This is a genomic window from Synechococcus sp. RC10B2, from assembly GCF_047502635.1.
The window spans coordinates 1-16,789 of the sequence record NZ_JANSHO010000093.1 but is presented as its reverse complement, the minus strand read 5'-3'; the positions used below and the strand labels follow the sequence as shown (position 1 = coordinate 16,789).

The following is a 16,789-nucleotide window of genomic DNA, read 5'->3' as shown; positions in this document are numbered from 1 at the left end:
ATCACCCCCGCCCGCGCCGATAATACTTTACACGGAGGCGATGCATGTCCTTTCTGCAGAAGATTTTAGGCGTCGGGAGAAGCAACTCGTATGATTCGGGCATCAAGTGCTACGATGATGGGCGTTTTGAGGAGGCGTTGAAACTGTTCGAACACGCGCTTACGGAGACGCGCGATGTGATGGTGCAGAAGCTTGCGCGGTTCTATATCGCCGAGTCGCACGCCCAGCTGGGTCAAGCCGCGCTGCGTCGGGGTCAGTACGCGGCGGCGGCAAACCACTTCGAACGCGCGCTGGAGATCCACCCGCACTACGCCGATTTGCATTTTTCGCTGGCGTTCGCGCTGCGCAAACTGCGCGACTACGAACGCGCCGCGCTGCACCTCAAAGAGGCGCTGCAGATTAATCCGCGCTTCGCCAAAGCGGTGCTGTTTCAGGGCATCGTCTGGTACGAGATGGGACGGCGCGAGGACGGCTTGCGGCGCATCGAGGAGTCGCTAACGCTGGACACGGGCTTCGACCGCGCCCGATTCGAGCAGGCGCTGGAACACGACCGTGCAGGGCGTATCGATCAGGCGATTGCGCTGCTCGAGACGCTCAGCTCCAACAGCACGGACGACGCGCTCTATCACGCGCAGATGGGCGACGACTTGTATCGGCGGGGCGACTTTGAGGCGGCAGTCGCCGAGTACCGCAAGGCGCTGGCGATTCGCCCCAACTTCGCCGACATCCGCAACCACTTGGGTATGGCGCTCGCCGCGCTGGGCAAGGAAGAGGAAGCCGTCGAACAATTCCAGCACGCGCTGGAGATTAACCCGCGCTATCTGGAGGCGCGGCTGAACTTGGCGATAACTCTACGCGATATGGGGCGCACGGAAGAGGCGCGCGAACAGTTCCGTATCGCGCTCGACATCGACCCAGAGAACGCCGTTGCCCGCAACGCGCTCAGCGACTTAGCCGCGTAGCCTATTTGGTGTGGCTGTAGGGGGAGTCCTTGAGGCGCAGCGTGGTGCGCACCCCACCGCGCTGCGCTGTGATTTCGACCTCCTCTGGGCGAACTCCCTTCGGCAGCACGATACGCCACTGATTGGCCTGGGGGCGCTCTACGCGCAGCTTCTCGCGCTTGGCGCGCGCTTCCACCTTCGCCATCGCAGGCGACACCTCGCCCAACAGCGCGTCGCCTTGCTGACCCGTCCACACCACAAACGGCTCGCGACGGCTAATCGCGCGCGTGTACGCCAGCATCGCATCCAGCTCGTCGGAACGCATGCCGATTGCGCCTGGCATGCTCTCCACGACCTCGCGCAACTCGCGGGGCGAGGCGTACTTCTTCTCGAAGTCCTTGTCGAGCATCGCGCCCTCCTTGCCGTGGCACGAACTGCACTTGCGCTCGTAGGTCTCCACCACCTTGATAGGCGCAGGGCGCACGCTGCCCGTACCGATTGCGACGCTCGCCAGTGCAATCCCCAAGCCTGCCAGACTAATTGCCCTTCGCATTGCGCTCTCCTGCCCAAGAGATTCGGTAGATGCGGTTCGTCGTGTCGCAGCTGAACAGCACGCTGCCGTCGGGCGCCTCGACGCAATCTACAGGACGCGCCAGCACCCGATTGTCTGCTGTCAGCGTCTTGACAATCGTCAGGCTCCCGTAGGGTCTGCCCGTGACGGGGTCGAACAGCACGCGCTCGATGCGGTAGCCGTCGGGAATCACGCGGTTCCACGACCCGCGACACGCCACGAACATATCGCCCTTGTGTTCAGGGAAGTGGTCTTTCGTCAGGAAGGTGAAGCTGTTGGCTGCCCAGTGCGCTCCGAAGCTCCACGCGGGCGGCACGGTCTTGTCCGCCAGCTCCACGATGTCCTTGCGGTTCTGGTACTCAATGCGCGGCAGCTTGTTGCCCGTGATGAACGGATGCCCATAGAACTTGCCCTCTTCGTAGTGGTTCAGCTCGTCGGGCGGGTTGTAGTCGGTGATGGGTTGGAACTGCTGTGGGCGTTCGCCCAGTGTGCGTCCGAACCAGTCGCTGCCGTGATCGACGCCCCAGACTTCGTTGGTGCCTGGGCGCAGGCGCAGCTTCTCCGTGTTGCGTATCCCGCTGGCGAACAGCGTCTTGCCTGTGCCGTCCTTATTGAACCGCCAGATTTTCTGCCGCTCGGTGTCGGTCTCGTCGTTGATGTTGCCCGAGTCACCGATGGCGGTGTAGATGTAGCGGTCGGTCACCAAGATAGGTCGCCACCAGTGCCCGCCGCCTTTGGGCAGTTTGCCTTCGGGGATGACGGTCTGCACCTCGTCCGCCTTGCCGTCGCCGTCGGTGTCGCGCGCTTTGTGGATCGCGCCTGTCTGCGCGAACCACAGCCACCCGTCGGCAAAGTGCATCCCATGCACCGTCGGGTAGCCCTCGATGAAGGTGTTGACCACCTCGTAGCGGTTGCCCCGCAGGCGCAGGGCGAGGATGTCGCCGCGCTGCGGGCGACTGAGGTACAGCGTGCCCTTGTCGTCGAACTCCATAAAGCGCGCGTTGCCCAGATTCTCGGCGACCAAGTCCACGCGGTAGCCTGGGCGCACCCAAAATTCGGGCACGCCTTGCCCGCGCACGCCCGCCGTCGGCTTAGGTGCGGGAACCGTCGCTTGTTGGGGACGCGGATTCGCGGGACGCTGCGCCGTCAAACAGCCAATCAGAACACTCGTTGCCAACACGCCCATACCAAACCCGAACGCAACCTGCCGATTCATAGTGGGGGTATTGTACCCAGTTTCGGCGTGCTGCTACGCTACCAAGTCGCCCCGCAGGTTCCAGTGCTTGTACTCTGTGCCCGCATTGCTTACCTGCTGGTACATCGCGCCACCGTAGCCAAACCAAAACCATAGTGAGTATAATACCTTGTCATTCGTCATGGTAGAAACGATAAGTCATGTACGCAATCCCCAAGCCTATGAGGAACAAAACGGTCGGCGGGAAAAACACTACAAAGTGCGCGGGAAGTTCTACCTCGCGCCCCCTGCGACGAACCATTACATTGCCCTTCTCGTCGGCTTTGCTAAGAGTGTCCAGTGAACCAATAGCCACTCCAATCGCGACGAGCATCAACAGAACCGACAAGGTCATCGCCGTTATGTATTGCGCTTTGCTCATGATCGCCTCCTAACTCCCAGACTGGGTGTCAGTTTGAAAAGCCTTGTAGCGCACAGTCTCGATAACGACAGAAACCAGCAAGGAAACCACGAAATAGCATAAAACGCAAAAACATTCAACATCGTGGCGACTCTGGGTCATACCTTTTCATCTCTACCTCCAAATAGCTCAAACGAGTCTAAAATTCGCTTTATAATAGCTCAAACGAGTCTAAAATTCGCTTTATATCTTCCGATTCTTTGCCATCGGGCAAGAGACATCCTATAAGTATGGTTCTATTCTTATGTGTAATTTCAACCTGTCTAATGATGAATTTGCTACGCTTCGGATCAGACCCTTTAGGAAGAACTACGAATTCAATTCCTTCGTACAAAAGTCCGCCTACTTCCATGCGAATCGATTTCGACCCTCCATCTTTGGAGATGCTAATCGCTTCCTTGCGCCACTGTCTAATCAAAGATGATGGATCCTCGGACGGAGTTAACACTGCCACGGCAATCATCATTCTTTCGGCAGAGTTTGGCTTGCGAAAATAGACAGTATCCTCATACTTGAGGTGAACATACCAGCCTTTGGGTATATCTACAGAGAATGCCTCTGTAGACACTTTCCAGTTCGTGTTCTTTACATCCATCAGTTGTTGCCTTTTCTGGTTAGTTGAGACATCACAACCACTAACTGCCATGACTAACCAAGCAGTCAAAGTGCACCCCATCCCTATAACTGCTTTTCTCATCGCCTACCTCCGGGATACCTCTTCCACATTTCATGAGCAGGCGTTTCTAGAGCCTGGTCAAACGCATCCCCTGGACTACCCGACGGATCGGTATAAATCAGATCCTCCCAACGCAACCTCGTTCCTCCAACATGTTTTATTCCTTCACCTAATGCAACGCCACCTTCAGCCACTGTCACGCCTGCGTCACCAACTGCAAGCGCCGGACCGCCAAAACCACCGGCTGCTTCTGAAGCCGCTTCACCAGCACCTAGGCACGCCCCTTTCACCACCTCACCAACTCCTTCGTCAAGGTCGGCAGGTTCCTCAGTCACTACCTTGAAGAGATACCACAAGCCTACACCTAACGCTACAACAGCAATACCTGCCAAGACAATCGTTACTGGCTCACACCCACTCGGATCCACCCACTGTAGTGGATCATTCACACAATACCCATACGCATTCAGCGTCAGCGGCGCGTAAATAGACCCTAACCACGAATCCTGCTGCAAGAACCTGCCCACCGTCGGGTCATACCAGCGCACGCCCACCTTCTGCAACCCGCCCGTCAGCGCCTCGTTCCGATAGCCCCACGCGCCGTTCCAGTCGTAGGTCGGACGCGCGCCTGCTATCGTGTCGCCAAACGCATCCGTGAGCGGGGCAGGCACGTAGGTTCCTGCCGAGCTACTCGTCGCTGCCAAGTCCCCACGCAGGTTCCAGTGCTTGTATTCCACCCGACCGCTCGCTACTTGCGAATACATTACTTGCGAATACATTGCGCCCCTGTAGTATACACTGGCTTTGAGTGTTGTCATCGCCAGTTTCAGACTCGTCTGCTCTATGGAAACAGTTGGACCACCCGCTCGGTGCTTTCTCCAAGCGCTCTGACACGCAGGCGAAGTGGTACCTTGCGCTCCATTAATCCGCGCAGCTCTTCAACCGACCACTCTGACCGATCGTTTATGGAAACTATTAGGTCGCCGACCCGTAAGCCTGCTTGTTTCAAATGCTCCTCCTCGACTCGTGTTACCAAAAGGTACTGTTCATTCGAATGGTTCACCAAGATAGCATCAAAGCCTAGACGCCGACTTGTATACAGTTGTATAGTCACTGAGGCTCTTTGTTGAAAGGGAGTTTCAGGGATCAGAGTCAACTCCATCTGCTGTCCATTGCGGACTATCTGTACTCTCTGCGCCACACCTGCATATCCGTCCACAAGGAGTTGCAGAGCACCTTGACTCATACCTTGCGTCAACCGACCAGATATTGCCACTAATTCGTCTCCTTTTTGAAAACCTGCTCTTGCTGCCGCACTTGCAGGAAATACCTCTCCTACGCGAGCTTTACCACTTGTGTCCTTCTCCACTCTAAGCCCAGATATTCCTCTTACACGCCCTGAAAGCTCGCCTGCAGGTTTTCGCAGCAGTAAATGACCTGTTTTTAGGTCTACTATCAACTCGTCGAACAGCGACAGTATGTCCATTCCTAAGACAGAGGTACCCTCGAAGGTGACGGCAAAGGGCACTTCTCGCACAAGTACCTCTCCAATTTTTATCCACTGCATCCTTCCCAACAGTTTCTCAATCATCTGTATCTTTCCTTCGACACTTTCCATAGATGGGAAAGTCTGATGAGAAAACTCTACCCACTCTACGCCCTTGAGCTCTCGCCCCGCCAAAGTCGATATCCAAGCGCCTGTTGCTATTGTAAGCTGAACCTGTTGATTGGGGGGCGCGGTGACTATGGCACAGTGCTCCCAAGTCCCTCTATTCGGTCGGGATAGCTTGACAACCACATACTCCTTCGAAAGCGAACTGTAGTCAAACGATTCTTTGTAAAGCCTCAATAATCGATTGCGAAGATCGAGCCCTACAGGCACAGCAGCGAAGAAATTGGCTCCTAAAATACCCGCTATGTCTAATCCTAAATTCAACTTATGCAGTTGTAGGTTTGCAACATACGCAGCAGGGATTCCGAGTTCTGGTTTCGCCAAGGGGCGTCCCTGGTCATCAACTAAACTGACCGACCGAAGAGTTGCCCAGTCACCCCTTCTATCCAAGCCAAAGGTAGTCGCTTTCTCCTCATCAATCACCATAAGACCTGGGGTGCCAGTGCTGAGCAAAAAGAGTGCAGGCTCACGCCCGTTTATACTTAGACGCACCAATGGTAAAGGAATATGCGGTGGATCGTAAACAAGTGGCACGGTCGCAATCGCTACGGGCTGTGTAGCAGACGCGACTTGATTTTGAGTGTACAACGCCGCTAACTGGGCAGCTAAGCTCATCGCCACACATAGGGCAACTCGTGGAGCAAAGTTATGGCTCTTCATAGCGTCGTTACCTCCTTCGGAGTCATGCTTCAGAACCTGAACTCAATCGTGACAGTCGGACCGCTCCAGCGCGGTGGTCCTGGAGGGGTGTAACTGAAACCGCCGCCGACGCCCAGCGAGGGGTTAGTTCCAAAGCTGAGTCGGAAGTTACAGCTAAGACTGGGCGGCGACGGGTTCGGATGAAGTGGCGACGGAACAGGAAACTCGAAGTTTCCACTGCCTCCAAAGCTACCTCCAGGAAACTCAATTTCGAAATCGAATGGGAAAGTTACCCTGCCATTCCCCGGATCATAATACCCTTCACCCCCTGGCAACGGTATCGTGCCTCTTGGTGGAGGTGAAGGCAGCTTAATCTCGTCAAACGGATCCCTTGTTTGACCATAGATTAGCGAGGTTAATTGCATTCCATTCGGATCCACCGCATTCACAGGGTCATTCACACAATACCCATACGCATTCTGCGTCAGCGGCGCGTAGATAGACCCCAGCCACGGATCCTGCTGCAAGAACCGCCCCGCCGTCGGGTCATACCAGCGCACGCCGACCTTCTGCAGCCCGCCCGTCAGCGCCTCGTTGCGGTAGCCCCACGCGCCGTTCCAGTCGTAGGTCTGCCGATTGCCAGCCACCAAGTCACCAAACGCATCCGTTATCGGCGCAGGCGAATACGCGCCTGTCGGGCTGCTCGTCGCCGCCAAGTCGCCCCGCAGACTCCAGTGCTTGTATTCCGCCTGACCGCTCGCAACCTGCTGATACATCGACCCACCGTAGCCGTAGTATACCCACTGCAACGGGTCGCTGCTACTTTGCCGACTGCCTTCCGCTACCAGATACCCAGCATGATAGCGATTCCTTTTCCGACAGTGCCCTGCGCCAGTGTGCGGCGCACTCGCTTCAGACTCCAGCCCTTCTGCAGACCCAGCATCGTTATAACCTCCATCGGTTCGGCGTATCCCCACAACTTTGCGGGGTGCGCTTATATTATAGGATTTCGCGATTCTCAAGGGGGGACAGGGGAATTTGGGGGGGATTTTGGTGGGAAATCGGGCTTTCCTCTCCAAGCGCGAGAACTTCAGAGAGGGATGCACTGCTGCGCTAATGCCGAAAGGTCTCGCCTATGGTACAATTCCCTTATTGGAGGTTTGTATCGAATGAGCTACGATGTGAAGGACTTGGCGCTTGCCGAGCAGGGCGCGCTGCGCATGGAATGGGCAGACAACGAGATGCCCGTGCTGCGCCTGATTCGCCAGCGGTTCGAGCAGCAGAAGCCCTTGCAAGGCGTGCGCATTGCCGCCTGCTTGCATGTGACGACTGAGACGGGCAACCTGATGCGCACGCTCAAGACGGGCGGCGCAGAGATTGCCCTGTGCGCCTCGAACCCGCTCTCTACGCAGGACGACCTTGCTGCCGCGTTAGTGAAATACGAAGGTATAGCGGTCTACGCCATCAAGGGCGAAGATAAGGACACTTACTACAAGCACATTCACCAAGCGTTGGACATTCAGCCGCACATCACGATGGACGACGGGTGCGACTTGGTGAGCGTGCTGCACACCGACCGCCGCGAGGGGCTATCCGAGGTGTTCGGCGGTACGGAGGAGACCACCACAGGCGTGATTCGCCTGCGTGCGATGGCGAAAGAGGGCGCGCTGCAGTACCCTGTAATTGCCGTCAACGACGCCTACACCAAGCACCTGTTCGACAACCGCTACGGCACGGGGCAAAGCACGCTGGACGCGATTATGCGGGCGACGAACCTGCTGATTGCGGGGCGCAAGGTGGTCGTGATTGGCTACGGCTGGTGCGGGCGCGGGGTCGCAATGCGCGCGCGCGGGCTGGGGGCGCATGTGATTGTGTGCGAGGTCAATCCGCTCAAGGCGCTCGAAGCGCTTATGGACGGCTACGAGGTGATGCCGCTTGCCAACGCCGCGCAGGTCGGCGACATCTTCATCACCGTTACGGGCAACTACCATGTGCTGCGCGAGGAGCATTTCCGCGCGATGAAGTCGGGCGCGATTGTGTGCAACACGGGGCACTTCAATGTGGAGATTGACATCCCCGCGCTGGAGCGCATGGCGACAGGCAAGCGCACGGTACGCGCCTTCGTGGATGAGTACCAGCTCGCCGACGGGCGACGCCTCTACCTGCTGGGCGAGGGGCGACTGATTAACCTCGCCGCCGCCGAAGGGCACCCCGCCGCCGTGATGGACATGAGCTTCGCGAACCAAGCGCTGAGTGTGGAGTACCTCGTGCAGAATCGGGGTAAGCTGCCGCGCGAGGTGTTCGCCGTGCCCGCTGCTATTGACGCGCAGGTGGCGCAGCTCAAGCTGCAGGCGCTCGGCGTGCAAATCGACGCGCTCACCGACGAGCAAGCGAAGTATCTCGACTCGTGGCAGGAGGGCACATAGCGGGCTGGTCGCCTGAGTCGTTGGAGTATCTGGACGCCTGCCCTGTGTGCGGCGCGCGCACGGGGCAGGAGTTGCTCTATCGCGGGTTGCGGGACAAGTTCCAGACCAGCACACCTGGCGCGTGGGACTTTTACCGCTGTGAGGCGTGCGGATCGGGCTACTACAACCCGCGCCCGACGCCCGAAGCAGTCGGCAGGCTGTACGAGGCGTACTACACGCATGGGCACACCGCCCCGCTGGAGTATGCGCAACTGGGGTGGCTTGGCAAGTTGCGTCGCATTCTGGGCAACGGCTACCGCAACTACCGCTTCGGGATGCAGGAGCGACCTGCCAGCATCTTGGGCGTGCTGGCGATGGGATTATTGCCTGATCAGCGCGCGCTGCTGGACACGGGCGGACGCCATCTGCCCAAGCAGCCCAAAGGACGCCTGCTCGATGTCGGCTGCGGCAACGGCGACTTTCTGCATTTCGCGCAACGGGCGGGCTGGGAGGCGATAGGCGTAGACCCTGACCCGAAAGCCGTCGAGATTGCCCGCGCGCGGGGGCTGACCGTGCATCTGGGCACGCTGGAGACTCTGCAGGAGCCGCCTGAGTCGCTTCAGGGCATTACGATGAACCATGTAATCGAGCATGTGCATGACCCGCGCGCGACGCTGACGCGCTGCTACCGCCTGCTCAAGCCTGGTGGCTGGCTGTGGCTGGAGACGCCGAACCTGAACGCGCAGGGGCACGCCCTTTACCGCGAGAACTGGATAGGGCTGGACACGCCACGCCACTTGGTGGTGTTCACCGACCGCGCGCTGATGCGCCTGCTGCAGGAGGTCGGCTTCACGCAGATTGAGCGGCTGCCGTATTGCCCACTGTGCGAGCGCGTGTTTGGGATGTGTCGCGCACTGGCGATTGGCGCGTCGCCCCACAACGCGCCGCCGCTCCCGCCCGAAGAGCGACGGGTCGCACGGCAAGCAGAAGCGAAGGCGCGCCGAAACCCCGAAATCCGCGAATTCACGATGGTACGCGCGTGGAAGGCGTAAACGGCGTTGTCGTCCTTGCCCCTTGACATAGCCCCACCCCATCGGGTATTATTTAGCCACGCTAAACAAATGAGGAGACGACGCTATGACGGAGAAGACGCCACTGCTGGAGGTACGCAATCTGTGGGTCAAACTGCCCGACGAGGAGGACGCCATCATTCGCGGGCTGAACCTGACGATTTACCCTGGTGAAGTTCACGCGCTCATGGGACCGAACGGGTCGGGCAAGTCCACCCTGGCGAAGGTGCTGTCGGGACATCCGGGCTACGAGGTCCCCGACGGCGAGGTGCTGTTCCGCGGCGAAAACATCCTGGAACTGGAACCCGACGACCGCGCTCGCATGGGGCTGTTTCTGGCGTTCCAGTACCCGATGGAGGTGCCTGGCGTCACCATCGCCAACTTCCTGCGCCTTGCCTACCAGCGACGCTTCGATACCGAAGTCAAATACACGGAGTTCTACAAGATCCTGCTGCAGCACCTGAAGAAGCTGGAGATGGACGCCAGCTTCGCAGGTCGCCCCGTGAACGAGGGGTTCTCTGGCGGCGAGAAGAAGCGCTTCGAAATCGTGCAACTGTCGCTGCTGGAGCCTGTGCTGGCAGTGCTGGATGAGACCGACTCAGGGCTGGACATCGACGCGCTGAAGATTGTGTCCAACGGCGTGAACGCGATGCGCTCGCCCGAACGGTCGTTCCTTGTGATTACGCACTACCAGCGCATTCTGAACTATATCACACCCGACTATGTGCATGTGATGGTTGAGGGGCGCATTGTGCGCTCTGGCGGACCCGAGTTAGCCCTGCAACTGGAAGAGAAGGGCTACGACTGGGTACGCAGTGAACTCGCGGGTGCAACCGCCCCGTAAGGAGGTATCTAAAATGGCGCAGCCCGATATTCTCAATCTGGATCAGGACTATACGCAGAAGTACGGCTTCCACGACGACATCCAGCCGGTGTTCCAGACCGAGCGCGGCTTGACCCGCCGCGTGGTCGAAGAGATCTCGCACCAGAAAAACGAGCCCAAGTGGATGCGCGAGTTTCGGCTGCAGGCTTACGAAATCTTCATGAGCAAGCCGATGCCCACTTGGGGACCCGACCTGTCGCAACTGAATTTTGACGAGATTGTCTATTACATCCAGCCGACCGACCGCAAAGGACGCAGCTGGGACGAAGTGCCTGAAGAGATCAAGCGCACCTTCGATCGGCTGGGAATCCCCGAGTGGGAGCGCAAGTTCCTGGCGGGTGTGGGAGCCCAGTACGATTCCGAAGTCGTCTACCACAACCTCGCCAAGCAGTGGGAAGAGAAGGGCGTCATCTTTGTCGACACGGATACCGCCGTGCGCGAGTACCCCGACTTGGTGCAGGAATACTTCGGCACGGTCATCCCGCCCACCGACAACAAGTTCGCCGCGCTGAACTCGGCGGTGTGGTCGGGCGGCTCGTTCGTGTATGTGCCTGCGGGGGTGCATGTGGACATCCCGTTGCAGGCGTACTTCCGCATCAACGCCAAGAACGCGGGTCAGTTCGAGCGCACGCTGATTATCGCTGAGGAAGGGTCGTTTGTCCACTATGTGGAGGGCTGCTTGCCTGCAGGCGAGCAGGTCTGCACCGAGTCGGGCTGGGTCAACATCGAGAGCGTCAAGCCTGGCGACTTCGTTTTGGACGAGAAGGGTCGGCGCGTGAAGGTGCGCGCCGTGATGACGCGCCCCTACACGGGGGAGATGATTATCATCCGTCCCATCTCGCCCCACAACACGATTCGGCTGACCCCAGAGCATCCCGTGCTATGCGTGCGCCGCGAGCAGGTGCAATACAAGCGTCGTGCCCGCCAGCCGCACTGGAAGGTCGAGGTGGACACGCGCTTGCTGCTGGAGGCGCAGCCTGAGTATGTGCTTGCAGGCGAGCTGCGCGAGGGCGACTTTATCGTTTTCCCGAAGCCCGTCGCGTCGGCGGAAGAGGTACTCTTCACCGCCGAGCAACTCCGCTTGCTGGGGTACTACCTCGCCGAAGGCTCCGCCTACATCCACCGCACGCTGAAGGTTCCGATGGTCACCTTCACCGTCGGCGAACACGAGACTGAGATTATTCAAGACCTAACCTATCTCATCGAACACCTGACGGGCAAGCGGGCGCAGGTGGCGCGTCAGCCGAAGCGACACGCGGTCAATATCATTGCCTACTCGCATGACCTGATGGCGTTCTGTCTGGAGCATGCGGGCAAAGGGGCGGCGACGAAGCGGCTGAGCGAGGCGATTATGCGCCTGCCCGCCGAAGCGCTTCGCCCGCTGATAGACGCCTACTTCGCAGGCGACGGCAACATCTGCTGGAAGGGCAACAGCGAGATGCATCGGATTATTACTGCATCCGAGACGCTTGCCCGCCAGATTCAGATGTTGCTGGCGCGGTTGGGGATTTACGCGAGCATAGAGCATCGCGCAGGCGGTGAAGACACGATTCAGGGGCGACGCATCCGCCGACGCCCGCAGTATGTGGTCGTATGGACGAACCGCCGTCGAATGGGCGAGGTGCGCGACGCAGGCGACTACTTCCTCGTGCCCATCAAGCAGATTGAGCGCGTGCCCTACAACGGCTTCGTGTTCAACCTCGATGTCGAGGAGCCGCACTCGTACCTCGTGCGCGGCTTCGCCACCCACAACTGCACCGCCCCGGTATACGCCGAGGAAGCCCTGCACAGCGCGGTGGTGGAGATTATCGTCAAGCGCGGCGCGCGCGTGCGCTACACCACCATCCAGAACTGGTCGAAGGATGTCTACAACCTCGTCACCAAGCGCGCGGTGGCTTACGGCGACTCGGTGATGGAATGGGTGGATGGCAATTTGGGCTGCGTGTGCGCGGGCGAGCTGGTCTACACCGAGCGCGGTCCCGTGCCGATTGAGCAGGTGGAGCCTGGCACGCGCGTCTGGAGCTTTGACGAAGCGCGTCGGCTGTGGGTGCTACGCCCCGTCGTGGCGCGCAAGGACAGCGGGCTGCAACAGGTCTACGAGATTACCCTCTCCAACGGGCGCAGCCTGCGCCTGACGGCGAACCACCCGCTGCTGACCGTGCAGTACGACGCGACGCGCCCGCAGAGACTCGGACGCTACAGCCTGCGCTGGAAGCCCGTCGAGGCGCTGCAGTCAGGCGACCTGATTATCTTCCCGACCGCGCTGCAGGTGGAGGGGCAACCCTACCGCTTCGTGCGCCCCGAGCTGCCCGACCAGTTCACGGGACGCAACCAGCACGGCGCGGAGTACCCCATCGCGTCGCATGCGCGTCAGCCCGTGCAGTTGCCCGAATATGCTGACGAGGACATCTGCTGGCTGCTGGGGCTGTGGATGGCGGAAGGCGACTACACGATTCAGCGCGGGCGCAGCGGGCATCGCTACGGGCGCGTGGGCTTCAGCGTGCCAACGAGCGACCGCGCCTACCCGCGCTTAATCTCGCTGCTGACGCGCTACTTCGGCAACCACGCCATCGAGCTGCGCAAGGACGAACGCTACCTGCGCGTCAATTCGCTGGAGTTCGCGCTGTGGTTGCAGGTGAACGGCTTCGTGTCGGGCGCGAAGGAGAAGCGCATCCCCGCGTGGGTCTTCACCCTGCCCAGCACACCGCAGGCGGCGTTCCTTGCGGGCTACCTCGACGGCGACGGCTGCGCGAAGGGCAACCGCCTTAGCCTCAAGTCCGCGAACCGCGCCCTGCTACAGGATGTGCAGCAGCTCGCGCTGCAGTGCGGCGTTCACGCCAGCGCGGTCTACAGCCACACGGTGGAGGCAGATATCAACCGCACGGGGCGCACCAAGCAGTATACGGCATACCGACTGGACTTGACGAATGTCGCGCCGTTGCTGCCCCATCTGACGCCTGCGCTGCGCGAGCGACTGACCACGCCGAAGCGGGCGCGTCGCCACCAGCGACTTCGCGGCTTCCGCGCCACGCGCCTGCTGACCCCCGAAATGGGCGTCGCACGCATCGAGGCGATTGCGCCCTCCATCGTCGCGCCGACCTACGACCTCGAAGTGGCGGAAGCGCACTCGTTCGTGGTGAATGGCGTGCTGGTGCATAACAGCCGCGTCACGCAGAAGTACCCCTCCGTCTACCTGATGGAGCCGGGCGCACGCGGCGAGATTCTGTCGGTCGCGTTCGCGGGCGACGGACAGCACCAAGACACGGGCGGCAAACTCATCTTCGCCGCGCCACACACCACAGGACGCATCACCTCCAAGTCCATCTCCAAGGGCACAGGGCGCGCGAGCTACCGCGGGCTGGTGCAGGTGCTGGAAGGCGCGCACCACGCCAAATGCAATGTGGAGTGCGACGCGCTGCTGCTGGATGAGGACGCCAAGACCGACACCTACCCCTACATCGAAGTCAACGAGAAGCAGGTCACCATCGGGCACGAGGCGCGCGTGAGCAAGGTCAGCGACGAGCAAATCTTCTACCTGCAGAGCCGCGGACTCAAGAAAGACGAAGCGCTCACGCTGATTGTGTCGGGCTTTATTGAGCCGCTGGCGAAGCAGCTCCCGATGGAGTACGCCGTGGAGCTGAACCGCCTCATCGAGCTGGAGATGGAAGGCTCGGTCGGCTAAACGGCTTCTCACGCCAACCCGCTCCCGAGAACGCCCTCCAGCCCTGCGCTGGGGGGCGTTTTTTTGCGACGCGAATCGTGCATAATATATACGCGGGGAACCGAGTTGAGCGACTGGCTACGGATAGCGGAGCATATTGCGGCGCGCTGGGCGATTCTCGCCATAGACACGCTGCTGGTGGCGTTTCTGATTTATCGCCTGCTGCTGCTGGCGAAAGGCACACGCGCCTATCAGGTGCTGATTGGGCTGCTGGTGTTCGTGCTGGCGCTGTACCTGAGCGACGCGCTGGGACTGGAGACCATCCACTGGCTGCTGGATCGCATGACCACGCTGGGACCCGTCGCGCTGGTGATCCTGTTTTTCCCTGAGTTGCGCCGCGTGTTGGAGACCATCGGGCGCGTGGAGTTCTGGCGCAGTAGCTTGGGGGTGGGGGCGGACGCCGCACCGATACAGCGCGCTATCAACGAGGTGGTCAGCGCGGTGCAGCAGATGGCTCGCGATCGGATTGGCGCGCTGATTGTGTGGGAGCGCAAAGACCGCATCGCGGAGGGCAACGGCGTGGAGCTGCAAGCGGAGGCGACCTCGCCCCTGCTGCGCACAATCTTCTACCCCGGCTCGCCCCTGCACGACGGCGCGGTCATCCTGCGCGGCGCGGAAATCGTCGAGGCTGCCGTCTACTTCCCCGAAATCAGCCAGAACCCCGACATCCCCAGCACCATGCACACGCGCCACCGTGCAGGAATCGGCGTTACCGAGACCTCCGACTGCATCGCGATTATCGTCTCGGAGGAGACGGGGCAGATTACGGTGGCGGTGGACGGCGCGTGGACGCAGAATGTGGACGCCGACCACCTGCGCCGCCTGCTGAGCGATTTACTTACGGGCGAGTCGCGCCCGCGCATCTTGGAACGCATGGGTGCGACCCTCTCCAGCGTGCGTCGCAACCGCACCGAACGGCGCACCAAAGAGCGCACAGAGGAGAGAACGGCATGAGAGGTTAGAGACTGTTGAGCATTTTTGCATCTTCGCTACGCGAGGCGCGAACACCGAAGACTTTCGCAGCACAGGAATACCCTACGTGGACAAATGCTCGAAGTTTCTAACCAAAATCTGAGGGATACAGGTGTCGTTGCAACAGAGCAAAACCCGTACAGTCTGAAGGGCGTTTCGGTAGCGCGGAACGAGGAATCCTAGAGCCGATGGAACCAGGAGGAATCTTGAGTTCAGCCTCGGCCCACTTGGGTAATCTTCTCTCCCTGTCGGGAGCGGCAGCTTGAAAATCGCTGTCGAAAAATATCCAAGCGCAGTTCTTCATCGGACCGCCTACGAAGAAGCCGACATGGGCAACAGTCTGACCATTCTCGTCTTCCATCTTGACTAAATCTCGCACGGAGTTTGGAACCAATTCCAAGTCGTCTTCGCTGTCAACTGGTAGAGTCTGTGAGGCAAAATGGATAATCCCCAACAGTCGTTCGTCTTCTCCACTGCGGGCGTAGAACCAGATGTAGCCGTGATTGGAGCCATCCTCATAAGTTGGTTGGATGGTTAGTTCCTCTCGCGTTTGTGAAACAACCACGCAGTTCGCGACGATTGTCACAAGCGTTTCCCTGTCGTTGAGCAAGTCGTGAGGCGACGGAGCAAAACGCATTCTAATAGGGCTGCCAGGCTCAAAGATCAGGACAGGCAGGCGGGCGGTCTGGAAAGCTTCTTGAGGGGCGGGGGCGGGCACAGGACTACCCTTTTGCACATGACACGGTAGAGCCGTCGCAAGTAGCGTTGTCAGGAGCATACTCGCACAGAGAATGCCTTCAGCCTTCAGCCACTTCTGACGATTTCTCATCGCACACCTCCATCTGAGATTCTGTCGGAGCGACGCCCGTTTTGCGTCCTCCATCCTTATTAACACCGCAAACCGCCAAATCGTCACATCCCAGCCCCAACTTTTGACGCACTTGTGCCCCGCCCCGTTGGAAGCGCATCTTCGCTGCGCTGGGGCGAACGCCCAACTGTGTGGCGATTTCGTCCCAAGTGTAGCCCGCCTCCAGCAGGGCGTGTATCTCCCGTGCGCCGTCGGGCAGCAGGCTCGCCAGCCACTCGGCGTACACGCGCTCGACGGCTGCCTGTTCGGGATCGTCCTCGCAGGGGCGCTGCTGCATCCAGCAGGCGAGCGTCGTCTGTTCGCGTCGGCGCGCCCGCAGCCAGTTGCACGCTTGCCAGTGTAGCGTCTGGTAGAGGACGCCTTCAGGAAGCGTGTCCAGGTACGCCTGCAGCTCGGCTTCGCTCGCGTTGGGATGTTTGGCGCGGTAGTCGTGAACGCGGCGCAACAGGCTCGCCTGCAGGATGTCTTCCGCGTCGGCGCGGCACACCCCATAGCGGCGCATTAGCCACTCCACATAGCCGTCGTTGGCTCGCATCGTTGCCCCCGTGTGTGATAAATACGCCGACGGGAATGCAGATTCCTGCCAACAAGCGCGTCTTTTCACCTTCGCGCCTGTTCCGTGCCGCGCATCGGGTATACTGCGTATATGCCCAAAACCGCCGTGCCCAGCGCGCCCGAACAACCGCAGGTCGCCCCACCCGACGACCTGCTACAAG

16 protein-coding genes and 4 pseudogenes are annotated in these 16,789 nt (G+C 59.8%); 10 read left to right on the top strand and 10 right to left on the bottom strand.

All coding sequences use genetic code 11. The features are described from left to right. The first annotated feature begins 44 nt into the window (after positions 1 to 44). Positions 45 to 962, top strand: coding sequence for a tetratricopeptide repeat protein (locus tag NW855_RS14980; RefSeq protein ID WP_414509019.1), 918 nt, complete (start codon positions 45 to 47; stop codon positions 960 to 962). 1 nt (position 963) lies between these two features. Here the strand turns inward: NW855_RS14980 and NW855_RS14975 are convergent, their stop codons facing one another. The 8 genes from NW855_RS14975 to NW855_RS14940 all read right to left on the bottom strand — a co-directional run bounded on the left by NW855_RS14975 (position 964) and on the right by NW855_RS14940 (position 6,930). Next, positions 964 to 1,494, bottom strand: coding sequence for a c-type cytochrome (locus NW855_RS14975; RefSeq protein WP_414509018.1), 531 nt, complete (start codon positions 1,492 to 1,494; stop codon positions 964 to 966). Beyond that, a complete protein-coding gene (locus tag NW855_RS14970) occupies positions 1,478 to 2,689 on the bottom strand; it encodes a PQQ-dependent sugar dehydrogenase (protein WP_414509017.1) in 1,212 nt (403 codons plus the stop codon). Before NW855_RS14970 ends, NW855_RS14975 begins: the two co-directional genes overlap by 17 nt. A 72-nt stretch (positions 2,690 to 2,761) precedes the next feature. Beyond that, entirely contained in the window at positions 2,762 to 2,890 is a 129-nt protein-coding gene (locus NW855_RS14965) for a hypothetical protein (protein ID WP_414509016.1), read from the bottom strand. Next, on the bottom strand, positions 2,880 to 3,128 hold the full coding sequence (locus NW855_RS14960) for a hypothetical protein (RefSeq protein ID WP_414509015.1): 249 nt from the start codon (positions 3,126 to 3,128) through the stop codon (positions 2,880 to 2,882). The genes NW855_RS14965 and NW855_RS14960 overlap by 11 nt, the downstream gene beginning before the upstream one ends. Positions 3,129 to 3,318: 190 nt before the next feature. Beyond that, positions 3,319 to 3,864 carry a hypothetical protein gene (locus NW855_RS14955; protein WP_414509014.1) on the bottom strand — a complete coding sequence of 182 codons (546 nt, stop codon included), beginning with the start codon at positions 3,862 to 3,864 and terminating at the stop codon, positions 3,319 to 3,321. Next, positions 3,861 to 4,514: an RHS repeat-associated core domain-containing protein gene (locus tag NW855_RS14950; protein ID WP_414509013.1), complete on the bottom strand. Its 654-nt coding sequence runs from the start codon at positions 4,512 to 4,514 to the stop codon at positions 3,861 to 3,863. Before NW855_RS14950 ends, NW855_RS14955 begins: the two co-directional genes overlap by 4 nt. Positions 4,515 to 4,684: 170 nt before the next feature. Then, positions 4,685 to 6,175 carry a hypothetical protein gene (locus NW855_RS14945; protein WP_414509012.1) on the bottom strand — a complete coding sequence of 497 codons (1,491 nt, stop codon included), beginning with the start codon at positions 6,173 to 6,175 and terminating at the stop codon, positions 4,685 to 4,687. A 29-nt stretch (positions 6,176 to 6,204) separates the two neighbouring features. Next, complete coding sequence (locus NW855_RS14940) at positions 6,205 to 6,930, bottom strand: RHS repeat-associated core domain-containing protein (protein ID WP_414509011.1); 726 nt, start codon at positions 6,928 to 6,930, stop codon at positions 6,205 to 6,207. 393 nt (positions 6,931 to 7,323) lie between these two features. On the opposite strand from NW855_RS14940, the gene ahcY reads away from it, so the two are divergent. The 9 genes and pseudogenes from ahcY to cdaA all read left to right on the top strand — a co-directional run bounded on the left by ahcY (position 7,324) and on the right by cdaA (position 15,187). Beyond that, positions 7,324 to 8,580: an adenosylhomocysteinase gene (gene ahcY, locus NW855_RS14935; RefSeq protein ID WP_414509116.1), complete on the top strand. Its 1,257-nt coding sequence runs from the start codon at positions 7,324 to 7,326 to the stop codon at positions 8,578 to 8,580. Then, the gene (locus tag NW855_RS14930) at positions 8,562 to 9,611 is read left to right on the top strand and encodes a class I SAM-dependent methyltransferase (protein WP_414509010.1); all 1,050 of its coding nucleotides are present in this window, start codon (positions 8,562 to 8,564) and stop codon (positions 9,609 to 9,611) included. Before ahcY ends, NW855_RS14930 begins: the two co-directional genes overlap by 19 nt. 85 nt (positions 9,612 to 9,696) lie before the next feature. Beyond that, positions 9,697 to 10,473 (top strand): Fe-S cluster assembly ATPase SufC, encoded by a 777-nt coding sequence (gene sufC / locus NW855_RS14925; protein ID WP_414509009.1) that lies wholly within the window; start codon positions 9,697 to 9,699, stop codon positions 10,471 to 10,473. A gap of 13 nt (positions 10,474 to 10,486) precedes the next feature. Continuing rightward, a pseudogene (sufB, locus tag NW855_RS14920) lies at positions 10,487 to 11,191 on the top strand (Fe-S cluster assembly protein SufB); the annotation flags it as partial. A 114-nt stretch (positions 11,192 to 11,305) separates the two neighbouring features. Beyond that, positions 11,306 to 12,073, top strand: a pseudogene (locus NW855_RS14915) (LAGLIDADG family homing endonuclease); the annotation flags it as partial. A gap of 126 nt (positions 12,074 to 12,199) precedes the next feature. After that, positions 12,200 to 12,451: pseudogene (locus NW855_RS14910) on the top strand (SufD family Fe-S cluster assembly protein); the annotation flags it as partial. Then, positions 12,425 to 13,669, top strand: a pseudogene (locus tag NW855_RS14905) (LAGLIDADG family homing endonuclease); the annotation flags it as partial. The pseudogenes NW855_RS14910 and NW855_RS14905, both read left to right, overlap by 27 nt. Continuing rightward, the gene (locus NW855_RS14900) at positions 13,646 to 14,194 is read left to right on the top strand and encodes a SufD family Fe-S cluster assembly protein (RefSeq protein ID WP_414509115.1); all 549 of its coding nucleotides are present in this window, start codon (positions 13,646 to 13,648) and stop codon (positions 14,192 to 14,194) included. The pseudogene NW855_RS14905 and the gene NW855_RS14900, both read left to right, overlap by 24 nt. A 105-nt stretch (positions 14,195 to 14,299) precedes the next feature. Next, the gene (gene cdaA / locus NW855_RS14895) at positions 14,300 to 15,187 is read left to right on the top strand and encodes a diadenylate cyclase CdaA (RefSeq protein ID WP_414509008.1); all 888 of its coding nucleotides are present in this window, start codon (positions 14,300 to 14,302) and stop codon (positions 15,185 to 15,187) included. A gap of 106 nt (positions 15,188 to 15,293) precedes the next feature. Here the strand turns inward: cdaA and NW855_RS14890 are convergent, their stop codons facing one another. Both NW855_RS14890 and NW855_RS14885 read right to left on the bottom strand, forming a co-directional pair. Then, entirely contained in the window at positions 15,294 to 16,034 is a 741-nt protein-coding gene (locus tag NW855_RS14890; RefSeq protein WP_414509007.1) for a hypothetical protein, read from the bottom strand. Beyond that, positions 16,003 to 16,608 (bottom strand): RNA polymerase sigma factor, encoded by a 606-nt coding sequence (locus tag NW855_RS14885; protein WP_414509006.1) that lies wholly within the window; start codon positions 16,606 to 16,608, stop codon positions 16,003 to 16,005. Before NW855_RS14885 ends, NW855_RS14890 begins: the two co-directional genes overlap by 32 nt. Positions 16,609 to 16,789: the final 181 nt, after the last annotated feature.